General features: G+C 58.0%; 20 protein-coding genes. 15 read left to right on the forward strand and 5 right to left on the reverse strand.

The window, feature by feature from the left end; genetic code table 11:
* The first annotated feature begins 12 nt into the window (after positions 1 to 12).
* The 4 genes from H9646_RS07620 (at position 13) to H9646_RS07635 (ending at position 5,335) form a co-directional block, all read left to right on the forward strand.
* Entirely contained in the window at positions 13 to 1,827 is a 1,815-nt protein-coding gene (locus tag H9646_RS07620; protein ID WP_191722743.1) for an ABCB family ABC transporter ATP-binding protein/permease, read from the forward strand.
* A 39-nt stretch (positions 1,828 to 1,866) separates the two neighbouring features.
* A complete protein-coding gene (locus tag H9646_RS07625) occupies positions 1,867 to 2,808 on the forward strand; it encodes a 2-hydroxyacid dehydrogenase (protein ID WP_191722744.1) in 942 nt (313 codons plus the stop codon).
* A gap of 111 nt (positions 2,809 to 2,919) precedes the next feature.
* Complete coding sequence (locus H9646_RS07630; RefSeq protein WP_318244909.1) at positions 2,920 to 4,752, forward strand: Na/Pi cotransporter family protein; 1,833 nt, start codon at positions 2,920 to 2,922, stop codon at positions 4,750 to 4,752.
* A gap of 211 nt (positions 4,753 to 4,963) precedes the next feature.
* Positions 4,964 to 5,335: a DUF1304 domain-containing protein gene (locus H9646_RS07635; RefSeq protein WP_191722745.1), complete on the forward strand. Its 372-nt coding sequence runs from the start codon at positions 4,964 to 4,966 to the stop codon at positions 5,333 to 5,335.
* A gap of 182 nt (positions 5,336 to 5,517) precedes the next feature.
* Here the strand turns inward: H9646_RS07635 and H9646_RS07640 are convergent, their stop codons facing one another.
* The 3 genes from H9646_RS07640 to H9646_RS07650 are packed head-to-tail and all read right to left on the reverse strand — an operon-like array spanning position 5,518 to position 8,448.
* Positions 5,518 to 6,555 (reverse strand): DctP family TRAP transporter solute-binding subunit, encoded by a 1,038-nt coding sequence (locus tag H9646_RS07640; protein ID WP_191722746.1) that lies wholly within the window; start codon positions 6,553 to 6,555, stop codon positions 5,518 to 5,520.
* A 46-nt stretch (positions 6,556 to 6,601) separates the two neighbouring features.
* Positions 6,602 to 7,900, reverse strand: a complete 1,299-nt coding sequence (locus H9646_RS07645; protein WP_191722747.1) for a TRAP transporter large permease — start codon at positions 7,898 to 7,900, stop codon at positions 6,602 to 6,604.
* Complete coding sequence (locus tag H9646_RS07650) at positions 7,897 to 8,448, reverse strand: TRAP transporter small permease (RefSeq protein WP_191722748.1); 552 nt, start codon at positions 8,446 to 8,448, stop codon at positions 7,897 to 7,899. The genes H9646_RS07645 and H9646_RS07650 overlap by 4 nt, the downstream gene beginning before the upstream one ends.
* A 248-nt stretch (positions 8,449 to 8,696) precedes the next feature.
* Here H9646_RS07650 and H9646_RS07655 point away from each other — a divergent pair, with 248 nt between their 5' ends.
* From H9646_RS07655 to H9646_RS07675, 5 genes are all read left to right on the forward strand, one after another.
* Positions 8,697 to 9,647 carry a LysR substrate-binding domain-containing protein gene (locus H9646_RS07655; RefSeq protein ID WP_191722749.1) on the forward strand — a complete coding sequence of 317 codons (951 nt, stop codon included), beginning with the start codon at positions 8,697 to 8,699 and terminating at the stop codon, positions 9,645 to 9,647.
* Positions 9,648 to 9,970: 323 nt separating this feature from the next.
* Positions 9,971 to 10,867, forward strand: coding sequence for an amino acid ABC transporter substrate-binding protein (locus tag H9646_RS07660; RefSeq protein WP_191722750.1), 897 nt, complete (start codon positions 9,971 to 9,973; stop codon positions 10,865 to 10,867).
* Positions 10,868 to 10,975: 108 nt separating this feature from the next.
* The gene (locus tag H9646_RS07665) at positions 10,976 to 11,731 is read left to right on the forward strand and encodes an amino acid ABC transporter permease (RefSeq protein WP_191722751.1); all 756 of its coding nucleotides are present in this window, start codon (positions 10,976 to 10,978) and stop codon (positions 11,729 to 11,731) included.
* A gap of 2 nt (positions 11,732 to 11,733) precedes the next feature.
* On the forward strand, positions 11,734 to 12,405 hold the full coding sequence (locus tag H9646_RS07670; RefSeq protein ID WP_191722752.1) for an amino acid ABC transporter permease: 672 nt from the start codon (positions 11,734 to 11,736) through the stop codon (positions 12,403 to 12,405).
* Between the two features lie 27 nt (positions 12,406 to 12,432).
* Positions 12,433 to 13,173 (forward strand): amino acid ABC transporter ATP-binding protein, encoded by a 741-nt coding sequence (locus H9646_RS07675; RefSeq protein ID WP_191722753.1) that lies wholly within the window; start codon positions 12,433 to 12,435, stop codon positions 13,171 to 13,173.
* A 139-nt stretch (positions 13,174 to 13,312) separates the two neighbouring features.
* Here the strand turns inward: H9646_RS07675 and H9646_RS07680 are convergent, their stop codons facing one another.
* Complete coding sequence (locus tag H9646_RS07680; RefSeq protein WP_191722754.1) at positions 13,313 to 14,092, reverse strand: siderophore-interacting protein; 780 nt, start codon at positions 14,090 to 14,092, stop codon at positions 13,313 to 13,315.
* An 85-nt stretch (positions 14,093 to 14,177) separates the two neighbouring features.
* On the opposite strand from H9646_RS07680, the gene pyrC reads away from it, so the two are divergent.
* From pyrC to H9646_RS07700, 4 genes are all read left to right on the forward strand, one after another.
* Positions 14,178 to 15,221, forward strand: coding sequence for a dihydroorotase (pyrC, locus tag H9646_RS07685; RefSeq protein WP_191722755.1), 1,044 nt, complete (start codon positions 14,178 to 14,180; stop codon positions 15,219 to 15,221).
* A 255-nt stretch (positions 15,222 to 15,476) separates the two neighbouring features.
* Positions 15,477 to 16,346 (forward strand): NYN domain-containing protein, encoded by an 870-nt coding sequence (locus H9646_RS07690; RefSeq protein WP_191722756.1) that lies wholly within the window; start codon positions 15,477 to 15,479, stop codon positions 16,344 to 16,346.
* A 222-nt stretch (positions 16,347 to 16,568) separates the two neighbouring features.
* On the forward strand, positions 16,569 to 17,444 hold the full coding sequence (htpX, locus tag H9646_RS07695; protein WP_191722757.1) for a protease HtpX: 876 nt from the start codon (positions 16,569 to 16,571) through the stop codon (positions 17,442 to 17,444).
* 153 nt (positions 17,445 to 17,597) lie between these two features.
* Positions 17,598 to 18,344 carry a YXWGXW repeat-containing protein gene (locus H9646_RS07700; RefSeq protein ID WP_191722758.1) on the forward strand — a complete coding sequence of 249 codons (747 nt, stop codon included), beginning with the start codon at positions 17,598 to 17,600 and terminating at the stop codon, positions 18,342 to 18,344.
* A gap of 57 nt (positions 18,345 to 18,401) precedes the next feature.
* Here the strand turns inward: H9646_RS07700 and H9646_RS07705 are convergent, their stop codons facing one another.
* Positions 18,402 to 19,316: a LysR family transcriptional regulator gene (locus H9646_RS07705; protein ID WP_191722759.1), complete on the reverse strand. Its 915-nt coding sequence runs from the start codon at positions 19,314 to 19,316 to the stop codon at positions 18,402 to 18,404.
* A gap of 127 nt (positions 19,317 to 19,443) precedes the next feature.
* On the opposite strand from H9646_RS07705, the gene H9646_RS07710 reads away from it, so the two are divergent.
* Both H9646_RS07710 and H9646_RS07715 read left to right on the forward strand, forming a co-directional pair.
* Positions 19,444 to 21,561: a 3-hydroxyacyl-CoA dehydrogenase NAD-binding domain-containing protein gene (locus H9646_RS07710; protein WP_191722760.1), complete on the forward strand. Its 2,118-nt coding sequence runs from the start codon at positions 19,444 to 19,446 to the stop codon at positions 21,559 to 21,561.
* Between the two features lie 247 nt (positions 21,562 to 21,808).
* Positions 21,809 to 22,990: an acetyl-CoA C-acyltransferase gene (locus H9646_RS07715; RefSeq protein WP_191722761.1), complete on the forward strand. Its 1,182-nt coding sequence runs from the start codon at positions 21,809 to 21,811 to the stop codon at positions 22,988 to 22,990.
* Positions 22,991 to 23,010 lie beyond the last annotated feature (20 nt).

The following is a 23,010-nucleotide window of genomic DNA, read 5'->3' on the forward strand; positions in this document are numbered from 1 at the left end:
GAATTGTCCCCCATGCGACGTAGCGGCGAAATAGCTTCTCCACAACCCTCAGCTTCCAACGTGGCTAATGCCGCTGAGTGGTCGGCCTTGCGCCGACTTATGCCTTATTTGTGGGAGTACAAATGGCGTGTGCTTGCCGCACTGCTTTTCATGGTGGGTGCCAAGGTCGCCAATGTGGGAGTGCCGCTGCTGCTCAAGCAACTGGTAGATGCACTCAACGTTAAAGCCACTGACCCCGCTGCCCTGCTGGTGGTGCCGGTGGGGCTGCTGCTGGCGTATGGTGTTTTGCGGTTTTCTACTTCCATGTTTTCGGAGCTGCGCGACCTGGTCTTTTCCAAAGCCACGCAAGGGGCCACACGCTCGATTGCGCTGGAGACCTTTCGCCACCTGCATGCCTTGAGCCTGCGCTTTCACCTGGAGCGTCAGACCGGCGGCATGACGCGCGATATTGAGCGTGGCGTGCGCAGCACCGAATCACTGGTGTCGTATTCGCTCTACAGCATCTTGCCCACGCTGATTGAAATGGCCTTGGTGCTGGGCATTTTGGCGTTCACCTTTGATGTGGGCTTTGCAGCGATTACGGCCGTGGCGCTGGTGTGCTACATCACGTTCACCGTGAAAGTGACGGAATGGCGCACGCAGTACCGCCGTGAGGCGAACGCACAGGACTCCGCTGCGCACACCAAGGCCGTCGATGCATTGCTGAACTACGAAACGGTCAAATACTTCAACAACGAAGATTTTGAGGCCCATCGTTACGACGAGAACCTGCAGGCACTGCGCACGGTGCGTTTGAAAAGCCAGCGCACGCTCAGTTTGCTCAATGGCGGGCAGCAGCTGATCATTGCCACCGCTTTGGTGGCAATGCTGTGGCGCGCCACGCAAGGGGTGGTGGCCGGCGAGCTGACGCTGGGTGACTTTGTCATGGTGAACGCCTTCATGATTCAGCTGTACATTCCGCTGAATTTCCTGGGCACCCTGTACCGCGAGATCAAGCAGAGCATGGCGGATCTGTCGCGCATGTTCTCGCTGATGGATAAAGAGCGCGAAGTGGCCGATGCCCCTGGCGCGCAGCCGCTGCAGTTACATGGTCAGCCAGATGTGTGTTTTGACAACGTGTATTTCGCGTATGAGCCTGCACGTGCGATTTTGAGAGGACTGAGTTTTCGTATCCCGGCGGGCAAGACTGTGGCCGTGGTTGGCGCTTCGGGAGCGGGCAAGAGTACGCTGGCCCGTCTGCTGTACCGGTTTTATGACGTGCAGGGCGGTCACATCAGCATTGCCGGGCAGGACATTCGGCAGGTAACGCAAGACAGCGTGCGCAAAGCAATTGGCATCGTGCCGCAAGACACGGTGCTGTTCAATGACACCGTGGCCTACAACATTGCCTATGGGCGTGCAGGTGCAACGCAGGCCCAGGTGGAGGCTGCCGCCAAAGCAGCGCGCATTCACGATTTCATCATGTCCACGCCGCAAGGCTATGCCACCAAGGTGGGTGAGCGGGGGCTGAAGCTGTCAGGTGGCGAAAAGCAGCGTGTGGCCATTGCGCGCACGTTGCTCAAGAACCCTCCGATTATGATTTTTGATGAGGCCACCTCGGCACTCGACAGTGAAACCGAGCGCGCCATTCAGCAGGAGCTGGCCAGCGCAGCAGCGGGCAAAACCACACTGGTGATTGCGCACCGCTTGTCTACGGTGGTCGATGCCCATGAGATTTTGGTGATGGACGCAGGCCAGATCATTGAGCGAGGCACGCATGCGGCATTGCTGGGCCAAGGTGGGCGGTATGCCGAAATGTGGGCCCTGCAGCAAAGCTCTGACGCTTAATAATTTCCCCCACTTTTATAGTTTGTGAGATGCATTGCCATGTCTGCCTCTAAGCCGGTTTTATTGATCCTGAATGTTTTGTCTGAGGCGCACCGTGCCCAGCTTGCTGCGTCCTATGAGGTGATTTATGCGCCCGATTCGCAGCAAGCAGCGCAGGCTATTGCGCAAGACGGTGGGCGCATTCATGTGGTGCTGACGATTGGTGCAATTGGCTTGAGTGCTGCACAAATGGATGCCATGCCTCAGCTGCGCATGGTGGGGGCGCTGGGTGCTGGCTATGAAAATATTGACCTCGCCCATGCCCAGTCGCGCGGCATTGCAGTCAGCAATGGTGCGGGCACCAATGACAGCTGCGTGGCAGACCATGCATTTGGCCTGGTGATTGCCGCTGTGCGCGGCATCGTGCATCTGGACAAGCTCACGCGGCAAGGTACGTGGCGCAACGACATTCCTTTGCCCCCCAACGTTTCGGGCAAACGCCTGGGCATTCTGGGCATGGGGACCATTGGCCAGAAAATTGCCCGCCGTGCGCAGGCGTTTGATATGCCCATTGGCTATCACAACCGCAAGCCCAAAGACGGTGTGGGCTACAGCTACTTTGCCAGCGTGCTGGAGCTGGCGCAGTGGGCAGATGTGCTGGTGGTGGCCACACCAGGGGGCGCAGCCACCAAGCATCTGGTCAACGCACAGGTGCTGCAGGCTTTGGGCCCACAGGGCTATGTGGTGAACATTGCGCGTGGTTCTGTGATTGACACAGCCGCGCTGGCACAGGCATTGCGCACCGGCAAGCTCGCTGGTGCCGGGCTGGATGTGTACGAAAGTGAGCCTCTGCCGCCAGCACAACTGCTGGAGCTGGAGAACGTGGTGCTGACTCCGCACGTGGCAGGCTGGTCGCCCGAGGCTGTGCAGGCCACTGTGGATTTGTTTTTGAACAATGCACAGCGACATTTCTCCGGACAACCCCTGGTGACGCCTGTATAGCAAAAACAGTCGTCATACACTGCAAGCCTGTGCGCCACGCCACACGCGGGAGAGGCGCGGCCTGGGTGCAAGACTCAGGCCTTTAAAACCAATAATTTGCAGAGGTGTGGCGTGATCAGTCCCGTCTATTCGAAACATTCTTTGATCGTGCTGGCTTTTGCGGCCCTGGCATGGTCGTTCTGGTATAGCTCCGGCTGGCTGGTGCTGTGTGCAGGCCTGGCCCTGTTTTTGTTCGGTATGCAGAACCTGGAGCAAGGCCTGAAAAGTTTGGCAGGCAGCAAGCTGGAAGGCTGGCTGTCCACCAGCACTGCTACGCCGTTCAAAGGCTTGCTGTTTGGTACAGCGGCTACCTTTGTGCTGCAGTCCAGCACCCTGGTTTCGCTGCTGACGATTGCTTTTCTCAGTACGGGGCTGATCAGCCTGGCGGGCAGTATTTCAGTGCTCTTTGGTGCCAACCTGGGGGCTACCAGCGGCATCTGGCTGCTGGCTATGGCAGGACAAAACCTGAGCATGGCACCACTGGCAATGCCGCTGCTGGTGTTTGGTGTCTTGCTGGGTTTTGCAGGCGATAAAGGCAAGGCAATAGGCCGCTTTTTGCTTGGTATCTCGCTGATCTTTCTGGGGATCGATGAGATCAAGGAGGGCTTTTCCAGCTTTGGTGATTTGCAACTGGACCGCTACAGCGCAGAAGGCATCAAGGGGGCGCTGCTGTTTATCGGTATCGGTACCTTGATTACCGTGGTGCTGCAGTCCAGCCATGCCACTTTGATGCTGACTTTGGCTGCATTGGCCAACCAGCAGCTGGAGCTGTCACAGGCGCTGGCCATTGCGATTGGCTCTAACGTAGGCTCGGCCGTCTCGACCGGGGTGATGGGCATGATCGGCAGTGCGCGCAGCGGGCAACGGCTGGCAGTGGCGCACGTGGTGTTCAACTGCACCACGGCGGTGATTGCCTTTTTCCTGCTCTCTCCCATGACGTGGCTGGTCTTGCAAGCAACGGGCTGGATGGGCATGGGCGAGAACAAGCTCATTCAGCTGGCCATGTTCCATACCCTGTTTAACGTCATGGGCGTGCTGTTTTTCTGGCCCTTGCAGGGCCAGCTGGCACGGGCTTTGTTGCGCTGGATGCCTGACCCGCAAGAGCCCGCAGTCTTGATCGCCACGCACACCGAGCAAGCCACGCAGATCACACGCGCGCGCTACCTGCAGCCTGCATCGTTGCAAACCGTAGAGAGCGCATGCAGCGCAGTGTCCAAAGAGCTGCAGCACATGGGGCGCTTGGGGCTGGAGGTGGTGGCACATGCCTTGTACGCACCAGCCAATATGCGTGATGAGCTGGTGCGAGAGGATGCGGATTTGCGCAGCCGCCTGCAGCAGCAAGCCATCAATGCCGATGTACTTTATAAAACGCACATCAAAGGGGTGTACGCCGACTTGCTGGAGTTCATGGGCAGCATGGTTCAGCCTCTGGATGGGGCGCAGCAAGACTTCTGGCACAACAGCCAGGTTGCAGCTTTTCAGCTGGTTGAGGCGGTGAAAGATGCACACAGGCTGCAGCGCAACATGCACAAATACTTGCAAGGCCCGGATGACTCTGCTGCACGCAGCAGCTATCTGGAGTTGCGCATGCACATGCTGCAGACACTCAAGGATATGCACGTACTGAGCGTATCGGACACCCCGGAAGCCGAATGGACACTTCAGTTGCAGGCCCTGGATGAGCGCATTGCAGCTTTTGATACGCAGTTTCGCAAACATTTGTTCGCATCCATTCGTGGAGGTTTGCTGGACAGCTTCACCGCCAGTTCACTCATGAATGATCTGGGCTTTGCACAGAACATCATTCAGGGGCTGCGCCATGTGCTGCTCTTGGGTGAAGGGCATGAAGCCGCACGCCAGCTGCAGTTGCTGATGGGCGATGATCCGTTGATTCAAGCGGCATGAGCAGATAAGAAAAACTCGCTCCGCCCTGTGTAATGGCTGTTTCCGTTCAATGCACGGCGGGCGCTTGCGTGACAAGTGCTACTGGTAATCTTTTGTGTGTAAATGCATGCTCAAGATTTCAGGTTGCCTGCCTTCAATGGCGCCATGCATGTGTCTTTGATGCCATGCGTGAACCATGGCAAGGGGCTTTTCATCTCAACTGGAGACGTATATGCAGGTGTTTGCCAATATTGTTGTTGCTGCCGTTGCCTTGCTGCACATCTACATTCTGGTGCTGGAAATGTTTCTGTGGACCCAGCCACAAGGGCGACGAGCCTTTGGCATGACGCAGGAGTTTGCACAGCAGACGAAAGTGCTTGCGGCCAACCAAGGCCTCTACAACGGGTTTCTGGCCGCAGGTCTTATGACAGGCTTGCTGCTGGGGGATCAGGGGCAGCTGTTCAAAATCTTCTTTCTCGTCTGCATCATGGTGGCGGGGGCCTATGGTGCATTGACCGCATCGAAAAAGATTTTCTTTATCCAGACGGTTCCGGCAGCGCTAGCCCTTGGCGCGGTATTAATGGCTCGTCAGGCGGGCAGCTGATGTTCAGAAAATATTCCGGTTGCTGCAGCGCAAAGCGCATCTGCCACTGCTTTTTGCGAGCATGTGTCACAGGCACAGTGCGCTGACGGTCAACGTGAAATGAAAAGCGCCCTTGGCCAAGCAATTGGGCAAGGGCGCTTTTTTACGTTGGCATGCGCGTGTGGGTGTGCCGCCTCTGTGAATTACTTCTTGCGCTCGGCAATCGCCTTTTCAGCCATGTCGACCAGGTTGGTGCCAATCTGTGGTTTCCACTTGGTGTACACGCTGCGGGTGGCATCGGCGAACACTTTGCGCTGTGCAGCGCTCAGGTCAGTTACGGTCACGCCCTGTGCGGTGATTTCTTTGACCAGCGGCTTGTCGGCTTCACTCATGCCCTTGCGGGATATGGCGATCTGCTCTTTGGCGGCATCCAGTGCGGCCTGTTTGACGATGGCGCGGTCTGCGGGGGTCCAGCTGTTCCATACGTCTTTGTTCACGACATAGATCAGCGGGTCATTCATGTAGCCCCACAGCGTCATGTACTTTTGGCCCACGGTGCTCAGCTTGGCAGCCATGTACACCGACACAGGATTTTCCTGGCCGTCGACCGCACCGCTGGCCATGGCGGGCTGTGCATCGGCCCAGCTCATTTGGGTGGGGTTGGCGCCAAGTGCCGTGAAGGTGTCAAGGAACAGGGGGGAGCCCACCACGCGGATCTTCAGGCCCTTCAAGTCTTCAGGCTTGCTGATGACGTGTTTGGAGTTGGAAATTTCACGGTAACCGTTTTCGCCCCAAGCCAAAGGCAGCACGCCTGCTTTGTCGATGGTCTTGAAAATTTCTTGGCCTACCTGGCCTTGCACCACGGCATCGACCGCAGCGTAGTCCGGGAACAGGAAGGGCAGCGAAAACAGATTCAGTGCTTTGACCTGGGGCGACCAGTTGATGGTAGAGCCTACGGCCATGTCGATCACGCCCTGGCGAATGGCGCTGAACTCGCGCGTCTGATCGCCCTGTACCAGCGAAGTGCCGGGGTACAGCTTGATGTTGATACGTCCTTCGGTGCGCTCGCGTACTTTATTGGCCCAGATTTCTGCGCCCTTGCCCCAGGGAAAAGCGGTGCCCAGTACGACGGACAGGCGGTATTCCTCTTTGTACTTGGCTTGGGCGTGGGCTACGGGCAGGCCCATGCTCAGCAAGGTGGCCGCAGCGGCGGTGGCGCTCAAGAAGGTGCGAAGTTTCATGGTGTGTCTCCTCTTTGGGTTTAAGTTGTCAAGCACTCGGGGGAAATCAGTAGCCCAGCTTGGCAGGCAGCCACAGGGCCAGTTGCGGAAAGGCAATGACCAGCAGCATGACGCCGAACATGGCAATCAGCATGGGTATCACCCAGCGGATGGTGCTTTCCATGCGCACGTTGGCGATTCGGCAAGACACCATCAGGTTCACGGCCAGCGGGGGGGTGAACTGGCCCAGTGCCACCTTCAATGTCAGGATCACGCCAAACCACACGGGGTCCCAGTTGTAGTGGTTCATGATGGGCAGCAGCAGCGGCACAAAGATCAGGAAGATGGAGATGCCGTCCAGAAACATGCCCACGGTGATCAGCAGCAAGATCAGCAGCATCAGCACGCCATACTCACCCAGGCCAGAGTTGACGATGGCCTTGGCCACTGGGTCAATCACCCCCAGCGTGGACAGCGAGAAGGCAAAAATTCCCGCCAGCGCCACCACCAGCATGATGACGGCCGACAGCTCGCCAGCCTCACGCAGAATGGGAAACAGATCGCGCACGCCAATCGTGCGGTGAATCACCATGCCAACAAACAGTCCGTAGAACACAGCGACTACCGCCGCCTCGGTAGGGGTGAACCAGCCCGCGCGCATGCCACCCAAAATCAAGATCGGGGCAGCCAGACCCCAGATGGCTTGTTTGAAGCTTTTCCATAACTCAGGACGGGGCAGGGCGGCTTCCAGATGGCCCATCTTGTGTTTGCGCGCCATCCATACGGCTGGAACAATCAAGGCAATGCCCGCCAAGATGCCGGGAATCATGCCTGCGGCAAACAGTGCAGGCACCGAGGCCCCGGGCACCAGCACCGAGTAAATGATGAAGGCCACAGAGGGTGGAATCAGAATGTCGGTGGCAGCCGCAGCCCCCACCACGCTGGCGGAGAAGCTACCGGGGTAGCCGGCACGGTACATGGCTGCAATCATCACGCCGCCGACGGCGGCAGCATTGGCGGGGCCGGAGCCTGAAATACCCCCCAGAAACATGGCCACCACAATGGCGACCAGTGGCAGCATGCCGGGGCCGCGCCCCACGATGGCGATGGCAAAGTTCACCAGCCGTGCGGCCACGCCAGAGCGGTCAAAGATGGAGCCCACCAGCACAAACATGGGAATGGCCAGCAGTGGGTATTTGCCCAGACCGGCATACAAATTCTGTGGCACTGCCAGCAGGCCGAACCACTGCGCATCCATATTGGCCAGCGCAATGCATGCAGCACCCGCCAGACCCAGGGCTGCGCCAATTGGCACGCCCAGAAACATCAGAACCAGAAAGGCGACAAAGAGCAGCGTGGCGATCATGCTTGCTCCTTGTCGCTGGCGTCGATGGTCTCGCCTTCAAATGCGCCGGGCTTGGTTTGCCGCATGAACAGACCCACGGCACGCGCAGTGATGGCCAGTGAGCAAATGGGCAGCCAGATGGAATACCACCACTGCGGCACACCAATACCGGGGGAGGTCTCTTCATAGCGCCAGTCGTCCCAGACCATGCGCGCGCTCAAAACGGCAATCAGCATGAACAGAAGCGCTACGGATGTAGACCCCAAAAGGGCGAGTGCCTTTTTTCGTGCAGAACTGCCACGGCTGGTCAGAAATTCAATGCGGATGTGCTGATCGCGCGCTACGGCGGCGCTGCCTGCCACCATGGCCAGCAAGATCATGAGGAAGATAGAGAACTCCTCCGTCCATGCAAAAGATGCATCGGTGAAGTAGCGCACCAGTACATTGCCAAAGGTGATCAAGGCCAGCAAGGCCATGATGATGACGGTGAGCCAATCTTCAATGCGCAGGGAACGCGGCTCTTGAGAGCCTTCGGCCTTGGAAGCCGGGCTGGATGTAGGTTCGGGCATGTCGCGGAATCGGAAACAAAAGCTAAGCAAGTGATCAGGCGTGCAGGCGTGTGAAGCGCCAACTGCTTGGGGGTCACCCAACGCCCAATGTCGATTCCGGTGTGGTCGGTGTTGTGCACGCCAGCCGGATGTTGAGAGCTAGCACGGATGTGTGCCAGAACCCACCAAACATTATTGAAGCATTTGCTTGCGCTGACTATGCGGAACATCCCAAGGTGTCAGGCTGCGGCAAGGCGATAATCTGCAGTATGGAAACAAAATGGCTTGAAGACTTTGTCAGTCTGGCTGAAACGCGCAGCTTCAGCCGCTCCGCTCAACTGCGCCATGTCACCCAGCCCGCTTTTTCGCGCCGTATTCAGGCGCTGGAAGCATGGGCGGGTACCGATCTGGTCGATCGCAGCTCTTACCCCACCCGGCTGACGTCGGCGGGCAAGACCATGTACGACCAGGCGCTGGAGATGCTGCAGTCGCTGCAAAGCACACGTTCGATGTTGCGCGCCCACTCAAGCAGCGACAAGGGCATGGTGGGTTTTGCCGTGCCCCACACGCTGGCTTTTACGTTCTTTCCCGCATGGGTATCTCAGGTGCAGGAGCAGTTTGGCTCTTTCAAAAGCCGCTTGATTGCATTGAACGTGCATGACGCCGTCATGCGCCTGGTGGAGGGCGGATGTGATTTGCTGATTGCCTATCACCACAGTTCACAGCCTTTCCAGCTGGACACCTCGCGCTATGAAATGGTGCGTTTGGGTGAAGAGCTGCTAGCGCCTTATGCCAAGCCCGATGCGAAAGGCAAGCCCATGTTCATGCTGCCGGGATCGGCGGGTGCCACCTTGCCTTTCTTGGCGTATGGCCCTGGAGCCTATTTGGGGCGCTTGACGGAACTGCTGCTCAAAGAGGCGGACATGCCCGTCCATCTGGAGCGTGTGTATGAAACCGATATGGCTGAAGGGCTCAAGGCGATGGCTATTGAAGGTCATGGCATCGCGTTCTTGCCATACAGCGCGGTACGCAATGAGCTGGCGTCTGGGCGCTTGGTGAGTGCATTGCCCGAAGGCACCACCAAGTTTCAGCTGCCAATGGATGTGCTGGCTTACCGGGAGAAGCCCACTGGCAAAGACAGCCAGAAAACGGTGGTGCAGGCTTTGTGGAGTTTCTTGCAGCAGCAAGCGGTGGGCCAAGACAAATCCAAAGCCGATTAACTGGCATAGAGATTGCATAAGAGTTGGGGTAATCCTCCTCTTGTCAAGCGACTTTCCTGAGGTAGGGGAAGTCGCTTTTTTATTGGCGAAATCATGTTGGTGCAAGAAAACACGAATTTCTAGGTGTTTCCCCGCATCAAACTTCTTCTGTAAAAGCTGCTGAAGCTTTTACGATGGAAGACATTCCGCTTGGCGACGCGAGGAGGGCGGGAATCTCTGTCACGCATTCGACAATGTGTGGCAAATTATGTACATCATGCATGACCTTATGCGTTTGACGTGTGGGTCTGCCTGTTCACTAAGTTTGATCTGAGGAGCACTGTATGAAGAAACATTTGCTGGCCGTAGCTGTGATGGCGCTGGCTGCTGGTAGCGCCATGGCACAAGCCAACGATACATTGGCCAAGGTCAAGTCGTCTGGAAGCCTGACACTGGGTGTGCGTGAATCCTCGGGCGCATTGGGCTACACATTGGGCGATGGCAAGTACGTGGGTTTTCACACCGAAATGGCTGAAAACATCACCGCCGATGTGGCCAAGCAGTTGGGCGTGAAGGTGGAAGCCAAATACCAGCCAGTGACATCGCAAAACCGTATTCCACTGGTCGTCAACGGTACAGTGGATCTGGAGTGCGGCTCTACGACCAATGACCTGAACCGTCAAAAGGATGTGGACTTCGCCAACACCACCTACGTGGAGCAGGTGCGCATTGCTGTGAATGCCAAGTCTGGCATCAATGATGTGAAAGATCTGAATGGCAAGACCGTGGCGACAACTACGGGCACCACTTCGGTGCAATTGCTGCGCCAAAACAAGCGCGCTGAAGGCATCGAATTCAAGAACATCATGGGCAAGGACCACGCAGACAGCTTCCTGCTGCTGGAAACAGGTCGTGCCGATGCGTTTGTGATGGATGGCTCCATCCTGGCTGGCAACATCTCCAAATCCAAGAATCCCAAGGATTTCAAGATCGTGGGCGAGCCTCTGTCCACTGAGCCAATCGCTTGCATGGTGCGCAAGAACGACCCTGCTTTCCTGAAGGCAGTGAACGATTCGATCGCGCGCCAAGTCAAGGATGGCACGCTGGCCAAGCTGTGGGACAAGTGGTTCGTCAAGCCTATTCCTCCAGCCAACGTTGCTGTGGGCCTGCCACTGTCGGATGCCACCAAGGATGCTTGGAACAACCCTAACAACAAGCCTAAGGAAGATTACAACAAGTAATTTTTGCCAATTGAACGCGCCCCGCCTGCGTGTGCTGGCTGGGGCGTTTTCCGTTGGAAGGCCTGTGTGAAAAACAGGCATCAGGTTGGTTAATTGGAAGGGAATCCTATGAATTGGGATTGGCAAATGTTTTGCGAAGACACGCTGGACCGCACGGTGCGCGAAGGCTGTTTTGGCAAGGACGGTGACATCACCTATCTGGATTGGATGTTGTCGGCCTGGGGCTGGACGGTTTCGGTATCCGTTCTGGCACTGATTTTGGCTTTGGTCGCTGGTGTGGTGATCGGTACTTTACGGACTCTGGAAAATCGTCCTTGGACAGTGCGTTTCGGCAATGCGTGGGTGGAGTTTTTCCGCAATATCCCGTTGCTGGTTCAAATTTTTCTCTGGTACCACGTGGTACCAGCCATCTTCCCTGCGATGAAGTCCGTTTCTGGCTTTGTGCTGGTGGTGCTGGCGCTGGGATTTTTTACTTCGGCACGTATTGCCGAACAAGTGCGTTCAGGTATCCAGGCTCTGCCACGTGGGCAGCGTTATGCGGGGATGGCCATGGGCTTCACCACATGGCAGACCTACCGTTTTGTGCTGTTGCCCAATGCGTTTCGCATCATCATTCCACCGCTGACCAGCGAGACGATGAATATCTTCAAAAACTCGTCCGTCGCGTTTGCCGTGTCGGTGACTGAGTTGACGATGTTTGCGATGCAGGCACAGGAAGAAACTGGCCGTGGCATTGAGGTGTACATGGCCGTCACAGGCCTGTACATCATTTCTGCCTTCGCCATCAATCGCATCATGGCCTTCATTGAGAAGCGCTCACGTGTTCCCGGACTGGTGTCCGCTGGCGCAGTGGGAGGGCATTGAGCATGAATCTCGCACTTGATTTTTCGTTCTACAACTGGGATCTGATCCAGAACTTTGTTCTCAAAGGCCTCTATTTCAGTTTGATGCTGACGGTAGTCGCTACGTTGGGCGGCATCTTCTTCGGTACGGTCCTGGCGCTGATGCGCCTGTCGGGCAAGAAGTGGCTGGCAGTACCTGCCACCATTTATGTCAACGGCATGCGCTCTATCCCGCTGGTGATGGTGATTTTGTGGTTCTTCCTGCTGGTGCCACTGGTGATTGGCAAGCCTATCGGGGCAGAGTTGTCTGCCGTAGTGACGTTCATTGCTTTTGAAGCAGCGTACTTCTCCGAGATCATGCGTGCTGGTATTCAGTCGGTGCCGCGTGGTCAGGTGCATGCGGGTCAGGCCGTGGGCATGACCTATGGGCAAAATATGCGGCTGGTGGTGCTGCCACAGGCTTTCCGCAACATGCTGCCTGTGCTGCTGACACAGACCATCATCTTGTTTCAGGACACTTCGCTGGTCTATGCCATTGGTGCCTATGACATGCTCAAGGGCTTTGAAGTAGCCGGCAAGAACTATGGCCGACCCATGGAAGCCTATATTGCTGCTGCTGTGGTGTATTTCGTGATCTGCTTTGGCCTGTCTTACTGGGTCAAGCGTCTGCACAAAAAGATTGCCATCATCCGTTGATGGACGTTGGTGACAAAGGATTTACGCATGATTGAACTCAAAAACGTCTCCAAGTGGTACGGCAGCTTTCAGGTGCTCAACGACTGCTCCACCAGCATCAAGAAGGGTGAAGTGGTAGTGGTTTGCGGTCCCTCTGGCTCGGGCAAGTCCACTTTGATCAAGACCATCAACGCGCTGGAGCCGATCCAGAAGGGTGAAATTTGGGTGAACGGCACCGCCGTGCACGATACCAAAAACACCAATTTGCCTCAGCTGCGCTCCAAAGTGGGCATGGTGTTTCAGCACTTTGAGCTGTTTCCTCATTTGTCCGTCACGGAAAATCTGACCATTGCCCAGATCAAGGTGCTGGGTCGCTCTGTCGATGACGCCAAGGCGCGTGGGCTGAAGATGCTGGACCGTGTCGGTTTGACGGCCCACAAAGACAAGTTCCCCGGGCAGCTTTCAGGTGGCCAGCAGCAGCGTGTGGCGATTGCCCGTGCGCTGTCGATGGACCCGATCGTGATGCTGTTTGACGAACCCACTTCTGCGCTCGACCCGGAAATGGTCGGTGAAGTGCTGGATGTGATGGTCGGTCTGGCCCACGATGGCATGACCATGATGTGCGTCACGCACGAAATGGGCTTTGCCAAGAAGGTTGCCAGCCGTGTGATCTTCATGGACGTGGGTGGCAAGATTTTGGAAGATTGCTCCAAGGAAGAGTTCTTTGGCAACCCTGATGCACGCCAGTCGCGCACCAAGGATTTCTTGAGCAAAATTTTGCAGCACTGATGGCTGTGTTCCATCTCGAAAAAAGCCGCTGGTACCAGCGGCTTTTTTTATGTCGAAGTGGTATTGAGCACTGCTGCATTGCGCACTGCTTCAGCGCGAATGCATTCAGTGCTGCCGGCCCATTGATCGGCTCGACTGTTTATTCTTTATCTGCCAGCTCGGCATGGTGCGCCGCTTCGCCTTGCTTCCAGTAGGCAGCAATGCGCATGCGCTTGGGAGATGCGCCCTTGGCGACCACAACCTTGCGCAGTGCAGCCATTTCACTGTGCTCGCCAGCGGCCCAGATAAAACCGGGTGTTTCTGGCAGCGATAAAGCTTCAGCTGCTGCCGTCAGCGAGTCCACCCATTGCAGATCGACTTGTGCCTGCGAAGACAGCGCACGGCGGTCCGCTTCGGCCACGGCCAAACGCACTGTGACTTGTGCAGTGGGCGGCAGTTCGGCCAGCGCACGCTCTACGGCAGGCAGGCCGCTGGCGTCAGCCAGCATCCAGTACCAGTCAAAGGTTTTGGAGATCACCATGGAGCCGCGCGGGCCCGCTGCACCCACCCATGAGCCCATGGGAGCGGTGCGTGCCCATTCGGTGGCGGGGCCGAAGTCGTGCAAAGCAAAGTCAACCGTCAGCGTGTTGGTGGTCCAGCGCAGCGGCGTGTAGTCGCGCATGGTGGGACTGGGGCCATCAATCATGGGCTTGCCGTCCACCATTTGGGGCAGCAGGGGCTGCTCATAACCTTCCTGGGGCAAGATGAGCTTGAAGTGGTCGTCAAATCCATCGCTGGCAAAGTCACGCAACTCGCCAACCAGTGTCAAACGCAAAAAATTAGGGCTGATTTGTTCGCGGGAGAGCAACTGAAGGTGGCGTGCTTTGAAAGGGTGGCGAACGCGCTCAAAAGCAGGCGCTGTGGTGGTGGTGTCTGTCATATGTTCTTCTTTAAATGAGAGTGCTTCTCATTATGCCTTTTGCGAGGCTGGCGGTAATTCATGCGGGCAATGTGACAATAGGGGGATGACTTCCCCCACGACCCTCACCATTACCCGCCCCGATGACTGGCACCTGCATGTGCGCGATGGCGATGCCATGCGTTGCGTGGTGCCACACAGCGCCCGCCAGATGGGGCGCGCCATCATCATGCCTAACTTGAAGCCGCCCGTCACTACGGCCGAGCTGGCCATGGCCTACCGCGACCGAATTTTGTCTGCCGTGCCCGCTGGCAACGCGTTTGAGCCTTTGATGACGCTGTACCTGACGGACAATCTCGGGCCCGACGAAATCGTGCGTGCCAAGGCTGCTGGTGTGGTGGCGTGCAAGCTCTACCCTGCGGGCGCCACTACCAATTCCGATCACGGGGTGACGGATTTGCGCAAGATTTACCCCACGCTGCAAGCCATGCAGCGCGAAGGTCTGGTGCTGCTGGTGCACGGTGAAGTGACCGATCCCAGCGTGGACCTGTTTGACCGCGAAGCGCTGTTCATTGAGCAGCAGCTGCAGCCTCTGCGTAAAGATTTCCCAGAGCTCAAGATTGTCATGGAGCACGTGACGACCAAGGAGGCAGCCGACTACGTGACCGCAGGCGATGCGTACTTGGCAGCCACGATCACGCCCCAGCATTTGCTCTTTAACCGCAACGCCATCTTCTTGGGTGGCGTGCGCCCGCACTTTTACTGCCTGCCCGTGCTCAAACGTGAAACGCACCGCATGGCCTTGGTGCAAGCGGCCACCAGCGGCAGCCGCAAGTTCTTTCTGGGCACCGACAGTGCCCCGCACGCGGCGCATCTCAAGGAAGCGGCCACGGGTTGTGCAGGCTGCTACAGCGCGCACGCAGCCATTGAGATGTATGCCGAAGCGTTTGACGGCGTAGGTGCCTTGGACAAGCTGGAAGGCTTTGCATCGTTCAACGGCGCAGACTTTTATGGCCTGCCGCGCAACACCGACACCATCACCTTGGTCAAAGAAACCTGGACCCCGCCAGTCAGCTTTGAATACGGCGAAGGCGCACAGCTCAAGCCGCTGCGCTTTGGCGATGCGCTGCCCTGGAAGATGCTGGATTAACGCCCACTGCTGCCAGCGGCAATACCTTGCTGTGCCTGGCCCGTACCCCGTGTACGGGACTGTGGCAGCACAGTCTCGAACGCTGTGCTGTGCAGAGGGTGTTTAAAAATAGGAGCTGCAAGCGCTGTTAGAACAATGCTTTCAATGCTTAAGCATGCTGAAAATAAGCAGGGGTAAGCGTGTGTAGCTCCTTTTTTGGTATTGGCAAGTGGCTGTGCCTCAGGTAGTCTGTGTGCATTACCAAGGAGCCCATCCATGCCCACGGACGTCCAGCCCCGTATTGCTTTGCTGATCGATGCCGACAATGCACCGGCAGAGATGATTGATGAAATTCTGACTGAGTTGTCGACCTTCGGTGTCATCAACACACGCCGTGCGTATGGCAATTGGACCAAATCGGGCCTGCATGGCTGGCAGAACAAGTTGCTGGAGTACGCCATTCGGCCCATGCAGCAGTTTGACTATTCAAAAGGCAAGAATGCCACCGACATGGCCATGACAGTGGATGCCATGGAGCTGCTCTATACCGAAGAACCCGATGCGTTTGGCATTGTCTCTTCAGACGCTGATTTCACTCCGCTGGTGATGCACTTGCGTGCCAAAGGTGCGGCGGTGTACGGATTTGGCGCTGAGCAAACGCCGCGTGCATTTGTGAATGCCTGTTCGCGTTTTCTATACTTTGATGCCTTGCTGGAGCTCGGTGATGGCATCACCAGCCGCAGTGACCGCCGCGAGCTGTCAGAGGCCGAGCTGGAGGCCCGTTCGCTGTCTGCTCCGCTGCCGCCCGTGCTGCTCAAATCCAGCGCTGACGCTGGCAAAGTACCAGGGGGCACAGGGGTTGCCACGCCGTCTGCATGCAGCCTGCGCGTGCCTACGCACATGCTGCGCCAAAACAAGCAGCTCATGACCATGTTGCGCGATGCCGTGAAAGCGACCCAGGATGAAACCGGGTGGTCGCGCGTGAGTGCGGTGGGTACGCACATTGGCAACAAACTCTCCTTTGACGCCCGCAACTATGGCTATGCCACGCTGACCAAGCTGATGGCTGCCACGCAGGCGTTTGAGCTGCGCGACGAGGGCACTGCCCGCGTTGCTGTCCGCGACCCATCTTTTCAGCGCACGTAGGGCTGAAACCGGGACATTGGCTGAACTTCCAGCGGCGTTGGCAATCGAACGCCTGCTTTGCTTCTATGATGAATGCCGTTAAAACAGCGTGCAGCCCCCACACAACAACACCACAACATGCGGGGCGCAATAGGTGACCGCGCTTGAATTTGCAGGCTTGTGCCCCATCTTCCAAGCTGGGGCCGATGGCCTGTTTTTTCCCCACAGTGGAGAAACCCAAGAATGAAACGTATTGCTCTCTTTTTATTGACCAACATTGCTGTAGTGGCGGTGCTGGGTATCACTGCCAGCCTGCTGGGTGTGAATCGATTCTTGACCGCCAACGGTCTGGATCTGACCGCTCTGCTGGGCTTTGCCTTCATCATGGGCTTTGGTGGTGCCATCATCTCGCTGCTGATCTCCAAGCCCGTGGCCAAGTGGTCCTCGGGTGTGCATGTGATTGATCAGCCACGCAACGCCGACGAAGCCTGGATTGTGGACACTGTGCGCAAGTTTGCGGATAAGGCTGGTATTGGCATGCCTGAGGTGGGTATCTACGAAGGTGAAGCCAACGCCTTTGCAACCGGTGCTTTCAAGAACAATGCACTGGTGGCGGTGTCCACCGGTTTGCTGCAAGGCATGACCCGCGAAGAAGTCGAAGCCGTGATTGGCCACGAGGTGGCGCACATCGCCAATGGCGACATGGTGACCATGACGCTGATTCAAGGCGTGATGAATACTTTTGTGGTGTTCCTGTCGCGTGTCATTGGCTACGCCGTGGACAGCTTCTTGCGCAAAGGCGATTCTGAAAACTCGGGCCCCGGCATTGGCTACTACGTGACCACCATTGTGATGGACATCTTGCTGGGCTTTGTGGCTGCCATCATCGTGGCCTGGTTCTCGCGCCAGCGTGAATTCCGTGCCGATGCTGGTGCCGCCCAATTGATGGGGCGCAAGCAGCCTATGATGAATGCTCTGGCCCGTTTGGGCGGCATGGTGCCCGGTGAGCTGCCTAAGAGCATGCAGGCCATGGGTATCACCGGCAATATCGGCAAGCTGTTCTCCAGCCACCCCCCCATTGAAGAGCGCATTGCTGCGTTGCAAAATGCTCAGCACTAAGCGGCGCACTGTGATGGTGTAGGCCGTGGCCTTGCGCTGTCACATCTTGTGCAGTTTCTTTACGCCGGCTTTACTGCCGCAGCCCCAACCCCGGTCAACATTGAACCGGGGTTTTTCGTTGTAGTGGTGTCTACCCTGAATGAAAGAGCTGTTATGCCATTCACTGTTGCTGATTTGAAAAGCCGCCTGACACCGCGTTGCTGGGCTGCGGTAGTGGCTGTGGGTGGTGCGGCTGTGCTCAGCGGTTGCGTGGTCGCCCCTTTGGATGATGGCTATTCTGACTATGCCTACTCCAGCACTACGGTCTATACCAACTATGGCTACCCGCCGCCGCCCCGTGTGGAATACCGCACCGTGGCTCCTTCGCCGGGCTATGTGTGGGTAGGTGGTGACTGGTTGTGGTCAGGCAGCCGCTACGACTGGCACCCCGGTCGCTGGGCACCACCGGGCTACCGTCCCATGCCGCGTCCACCGCACCATGGGTATGCGCCTCGTCCACCGGCATACCCGATGCCGCCAACGCCCAGCCGTCCATCGATTCGCCCGGACGAGCCACAGCGACCACCGCACTGGCGCCCTGATGGGGGTTCACGTCCGCCACAGGTGCGGCCACCCGTGCCATCGCAACCGCCAGGCTGGCGACCCGGACGCCCGGGTACAGATCGCCCGCAGGTGCTGCCATCGTTCCCGTCACAACCGGGCATGGAACGCCCAGATCGCCCTCGCCCGCCCCAGCAGATGCGCCCGGATGGTGAGCGGCCACGGCCTGAGATGCGGCCAGATCGTCCACGTCCAGAGACGCGACCAGATCGTCCACGCCCAGAGGCTCGCCCTGTGCGGCCGTCCGACAGCGAAGAGGCCCGCCGTCCATTCTTTCGCGGAGATCGTGAAAACCGCTGAAATCGAGCTGCGGGTTGCTGACTTTCAAAGCCTGCTGGTTTGTTCCAGCGGGCTTTTTTATTCGGAGCTGGTGGTGGGGCTGGCCGTACCACGGGCTTTGGCCAGCAGAAAGTCAATACAGGTACGCACAGCCCGTGTCTGGTGCCGGTTGGGCAGATAGAGCAAGTACATGTGTGTGCCAAAAATACTCAGGCGGTATTCGGTCAGTGTGGTCAGCACTTCACCGCTGGCAATCTTGTCTTGCACAACATAGTCGGGCACCAGCCCCACGCCCAGGCCCGCCAAGATACCTTCGCGCAAGAAGGGGAAGTGCTCGGAGCTGAGGGTGGGCTCCAGCATCACCTCTTGCCGGTCCATGCCTTCCTGATAGGCTGACAGGCGCAGCTGGCGGCCCATGACGCCGGCCGTAATCAAGGGGCTGGCGCGCAGCTCCATCAGGGTCTGGGGCAGTCCATATTGCTGCACATAAGCGGCAGAGGCGCAGGCCACATAGCGCACATCACCCAGGCTGCGGGCAATCACCGACAGCGGGGGTTCCTGCATCACGCGGATGGCAATGTCCACCTCATCGCGCAGGTTGTCGACCCGGTTCTCAAACAGCACATCCAGCACGATGCGCGGGTACAGGCGCTTGAACTCAATGAGCCACTGGCTCATCACGATTTGCCCGTAGCCGCTGGGCACGCTGATACCCACGCGGCCCTGTAAATCCTGGCCCAGGCTGGTGATGGTCTCGCGCGCAGCAAGAATCTCGTTGTGGATGTTGCGCCCGTGCTCGTACAGGCGCAGGCCAACTTCTGTGGGCTCCACACGGCGTGTGGTGCGCTTGACCAGTTGCACCCCCACTGATTTCTCCAGTTGTGCCAGGTGATAGCTGACATTGGCACGCGTCATCTTGAGTTTGCGGGCCGCCTGGCTGAGGTTGCCGCTGTCGATGATTTCCACCAGCAGCGTGAGCGTGTGCAGGTCCATCTAGGGTTTTCCCTTGTGATTGTTCAAAACCATTTGACAGTCTGTCAACTATTGGATGTATTGTAAAGAAGCATTAGCGTAGTACAAACGACTTTTCCCATAGAACAACTGTCCGGAGACACGCGCAATGAGTTCTGAAAGCACCGCTTCCGTGGTCCAAACCCGCCTTGATGGCGAGGTGTTGGTGGTCAGCATCAACAACCCCCCTGTAAACGCTTTGGGTCAGGCCGTGCGCGCTGGCTTGCTGGCTGCGGTAGAGCAAGCCGCTGCCAATGCAGCCGTGAAAGCGCTGCTGATTGTGGGTGAGGGCAAGGCCTTCATCGCGGGTGCGGACATCCGTGAATTTGGTAAACCCGCGGTTGCTCCTTCCTTGCCTGACGTGTGCAACGCGCTGGAAGCCAGCGACAAGCTGGTGGTAGCCGCCATTCATGGTGCAGCGCTGGGCGGTGGCCTGGAGGTGGCACTGTCGGCCCACTACCGTGTGGCGCTGCCTAAAGCCTTGCTGGGCCTGCCTGAAGTGAGCTTGGGCTTGCTGCCCGGCGCTGGCGGCACCCAGCGTGCCCCGCGTGTGATGGGCGTAAAGGCCGCAACCGAGCTGATGCTCAGCGGCAAGCACCTGTCGGCCAAGGCCGCACTGGCTGCGGGCTTGGTCGATGTTCTGGTGGACAGCAGCGATCCGCTGGCTGCAGGGCTGGCGTATGCCCGCAACCTGCTGGCTGCCGGTGCCGCCGTGCGCCGCACCCGCGACATCGCCATTGCCGACAAGGCTGGTGCGCTGGCAGATCTGGAGGCGCTGGCTGCAGAGACTGCCAAGAAGGCTCGTGGCCTGTTCTCGCCCCTGAAAATCATTGAGTGCGTCAAAGCCGCTGTGGAGCTGCCCTTTGACCAAGGTCTGGCCAAAGAGCGCGAGCTGTTTGTGCAGTGCCTGGAAAGCCCCCAGCGCCAAGGTTTGGTGCACGCGTTCTTTGCAGAACGTGAAACCGCCAAGATTCCCGAAGCCAAGGCCGCAGCGCCGCGTGCCTTCAGCACACTGGCCATTATTGGTGGTGGCACCATGGGCGCGGGCATTGCCGTGGCCGCACTGGATGCCGGCTACCCCGTGACCATGGTGGAGCGCGATGCCGAATCCATCGCCCGTGGCCAAGCCAATGTGGAAAAGGTCTACAACGGCCTGATTGCCAAGGGCCGTATGACCGAAGAGGGCAAGGCCGCCATCATGGCGCGCTACACCCCATCCACCAGCTACGACGATCTGAAAGATGTGGATCTGGTGATTGAGGCGGTGTTTGAAGACCTGGACGTGAAAAAGGCAGTGTTCAAGGAGCTGGACCGCGTGTGCAAGCGCGGTGCTGTGCTGGCCACCAACACCTCCTACCTCGATATTGATGCCATTGCCGATGCCACAGCGCGCCCGCAAGATGTGATTGGCCTGCATTTTTTCAGCCCAGCCAACATCATGAAGCTGCTGGAAATCGTGGTGCCCGCCAAGGTCAGTGCCGACGTCGTGGCCACAGCGTTTGAGCTGGCCAAGAAGCTCAAGAAGGTGCCGGTGCGCGCAGGCGTTTGCGATGGCTTTATCGGCAACCGCATTCTGGCTGTGTACAAGCAGGCCGCCGACTCCATCATGGAAGACGGTGCATCACCCTATGAGATTGACGAAGCCGTGCGCGGCTTTGGCTACCCCATGGGTCCATTCCAGGTCACCGATCTGGCTGGCGGTGACATTGGCTGGGCCACCCGCAAGCGCCGTGCTGCCACACGCAACCCCAAGGCACGCTACGTGGAAGTGGCAGACCGCATCTGCGAAAACGGCTGGTTTGGTCAAAAGACCGGGCGAGGCTTTTACCTGTACCCCCAAGGTGCACGCGTGGGCCAGCAAGACCCCGAAGTGCTGGCCATTGTGGATGCCGAGCGCGCCAAGAAGGGTGTGACACCGCGCAAGTTCAGCCCTGAAGAAATCATGCGCCGCTACATGGCAGCCATGGTCAACGAAGGTGCCAAGGTCGTGCAGGAGGGCATTGCCCTGCGCCCACTGGATGTGGACGTGACTTTCATCTCTGGTTATGGCTTTCCGCGCCACCGTGGGGGCCCCATGAAGTGGGCTGACATGCAGGGGCTGGACAAGATCTTGGCGGACATCAAGACCTTTGAGCAGGAAGACCCCCTGTTCTGGAAGCCTGCGGCGCTGCTGGAAAAACTGGTCGCACAAGGCCAGAACTTTGACAGCCTGAACAAGGCTGCGTGACCTGCAAGGTCAGACATCTGAACGTATTGCCCAAGGCAGTGCGCAAAGAGGAAGGGGCGCAAGCCCTATCAGGGAGCACAACCGGCAGCACATAACAAGCAAGCTGCTGGGCCGCGCTGCAAAGCGCGGTATTTAAAAAAAGAAGCTATCAGCGCAAGTGCAGCAAGCTTTTCAGTATTAAAAGTATTTGAAATGACCGCTTCATAAGCGTTGATAGCTCTCAAAACATTTGAGTGAGACACACACCATGCGCGAAGCCGTCATTGTTTCTACCGCCCGTACCCCGCTGACCAAGTCGCACCGTGGCGAGTTCAACGTCACGCCTGCAGCCCAGCTGGCAGCGTTTTCCGTCAAGGCTGCGGTTGAGCGCGCGGGCATTGACCCGGCCATGATCGAAGACTTGATTCTGGGCTGCGGCAACCCCGACGGTTTTCAGGGCCGCAATCTGGGCCGCCAGACCGTGATCCGTGCCGAGCTGCCACTGAGCATTGCGGGCACCACCATCACACGCTTTTGCGCATCGGGCCTGCAATCGATTGCGATTGCCGCAGGCCGTGTGGTGGCCGAAGGTGTGGACGCCATGCTAGCCGGGGGTGTGGAAACCATCTCGGGCATTCGCGCAAGCAACAACTTGCCCACCGATATGGACCCATGGCTGGTCGCCAACAAACCTGATTTGTTCATGGCCATGATCGACACCGCCGACGTGGTGGCCAAGCGCTACAGCATCAGCCGCGAAGACCAGGATGCGTTTTCGCTGCTCAGCCAGCAGCGCACTGCCGCCGCGCAGGCCGCAGGCCTGTTTGGCAACGAAATCATTGCCTGCGCCACACGCATGGCTGAAAAGAACAAAGAAACCGGTGAAGTCACTTACCGCGATGTGGTTGCCACTCAGGACAACTGCAACCGCGCCAGCACCACGCTTGAAGGGCTGGCCAAACTGGAGCCTGTCAAGGGCCCCGGCAACTTCATCACCGCAGGCAATGCCTCGCAACTGTCGGATGGATCCAGCGCCTGCGTGGTCATGGAAGCCAAAGTGGCCGAACGCCTGGGCCTGCAGCCGCTGGGCGCTTTCCGTGGTTTTGCCGTGGCCGGCTGCGAGCCCGACGAGATGGGTATCGGCCCCGTGTTTGCCATTCCCAAGCTGCTGGCACGCCACGGCCTGACGGTGGATGACATCGACCTGTGGGAGCTCAACGAAGCGTTTGCCTCGCAGGCCCTGTACTGCCAGCGCAAGCTGGGTATTCCGCTGGAGCGGCTGAACGTCAACGGCGGAGCGATTTCGATTGGTCACCCGTTTGGCATGACTGGCGCGCGTCTGGCCGGGCACCTGCTGCTGGAAGGCCAGCGCCGCAAAGCCAAGTACGGCGTGGTGAGCATGTGTATTGCCGGTGGCATGGGCGCTGCCGGTCTGTTTGAAATTTTCTGAGCCAGTTTTCCCGAGGAATC

The organism is Comamonas avium, assembly GCF_014836675.1.
GTDB lineage: Bacteria > Pseudomonadota > Gammaproteobacteria > Burkholderiales > Burkholderiaceae_C > Comamonas > Comamonas avium.

Excerpts from the sequence above, each read along its gene's own strand:
- H9646_RS07665 (WP_191722751.1), top strand. The coding sequence starts at position 10,976 with ATGAATTGGGATTGGCAAATGTTTTGCGAAGACACGCTGGACCGCACG.
- H9646_RS07645 (WP_191722747.1), bottom strand. The coding sequence starts at position 7,900 with ATGATCGCCACGCTGCTCTTTGTCGCCTTTCTGGTTCTGATGTTTCTG.
- H9646_RS07700 (WP_191722758.1), top strand. The coding sequence starts at position 17,598 with ATGCCATTCACTGTTGCTGATTTGAAAAGCCGCCTGACACCGCGTTGC.
- H9646_RS07650 (WP_191722748.1), bottom strand. The coding sequence starts at position 8,448 with ATGCCCGAACCTACATCCAGCCCGGCTTCCAAGGCCGAAGGCTCTCAA.
- H9646_RS07670 (WP_191722752.1), top strand. The coding sequence starts at position 11,734 with ATGAATCTCGCACTTGATTTTTCGTTCTACAACTGGGATCTGATCCAG.
- H9646_RS07635 (WP_191722745.1), top strand. The coding sequence starts at position 4,964 with ATGCAGGTGTTTGCCAATATTGTTGTTGCTGCCGTTGCCTTGCTGCAC.
- H9646_RS07640 (WP_191722746.1), bottom strand. The coding sequence starts at position 6,555 with ATGAAACTTCGCACCTTCTTGAGCGCCACCGCCGCTGCGGCCACCTTG.
- H9646_RS07710 (WP_191722760.1), top strand. The coding sequence starts at position 19,444 with ATGAGTTCTGAAAGCACCGCTTCCGTGGTCCAAACCCGCCTTGATGGC.
- htpX (WP_191722757.1), top strand. The coding sequence starts at position 16,569 with ATGAAACGTATTGCTCTCTTTTTATTGACCAACATTGCTGTAGTGGCG.
- H9646_RS07625 (WP_191722744.1), top strand. The coding sequence starts at position 1,867 with ATGTCTGCCTCTAAGCCGGTTTTATTGATCCTGAATGTTTTGTCTGAG.
- pyrC (WP_191722755.1), top strand. The coding sequence starts at position 14,178 with ATGACTTCCCCCACGACCCTCACCATTACCCGCCCCGATGACTGGCAC.
- H9646_RS07705 (WP_191722759.1), bottom strand. The coding sequence starts at position 19,316 with ATGGACCTGCACACGCTCACGCTGCTGGTGGAAATCATCGACAGCGGC.
- H9646_RS07690 (WP_191722756.1), top strand. The coding sequence starts at position 15,477 with ATGCCCACGGACGTCCAGCCCCGTATTGCTTTGCTGATCGATGCCGAC.
- H9646_RS07620 (WP_191722743.1), top strand. The coding sequence starts at position 13 with ATGCGACGTAGCGGCGAAATAGCTTCTCCACAACCCTCAGCTTCCAAC.
- H9646_RS07715 (WP_191722761.1), top strand. The coding sequence starts at position 21,809 with ATGCGCGAAGCCGTCATTGTTTCTACCGCCCGTACCCCGCTGACCAAG.
- H9646_RS07675 (WP_191722753.1), top strand. The coding sequence starts at position 12,433 with ATGATTGAACTCAAAAACGTCTCCAAGTGGTACGGCAGCTTTCAGGTG.
- H9646_RS07660 (WP_191722750.1), top strand. The coding sequence starts at position 9,971 with ATGAAGAAACATTTGCTGGCCGTAGCTGTGATGGCGCTGGCTGCTGGT.
- H9646_RS07680 (WP_191722754.1), bottom strand. The coding sequence starts at position 14,092 with ATGACAGACACCACCACCACAGCGCCTGCTTTTGAGCGCGTTCGCCAC.
- H9646_RS07655 (WP_191722749.1), top strand. The coding sequence starts at position 8,697 with ATGGAAACAAAATGGCTTGAAGACTTTGTCAGTCTGGCTGAAACGCGC.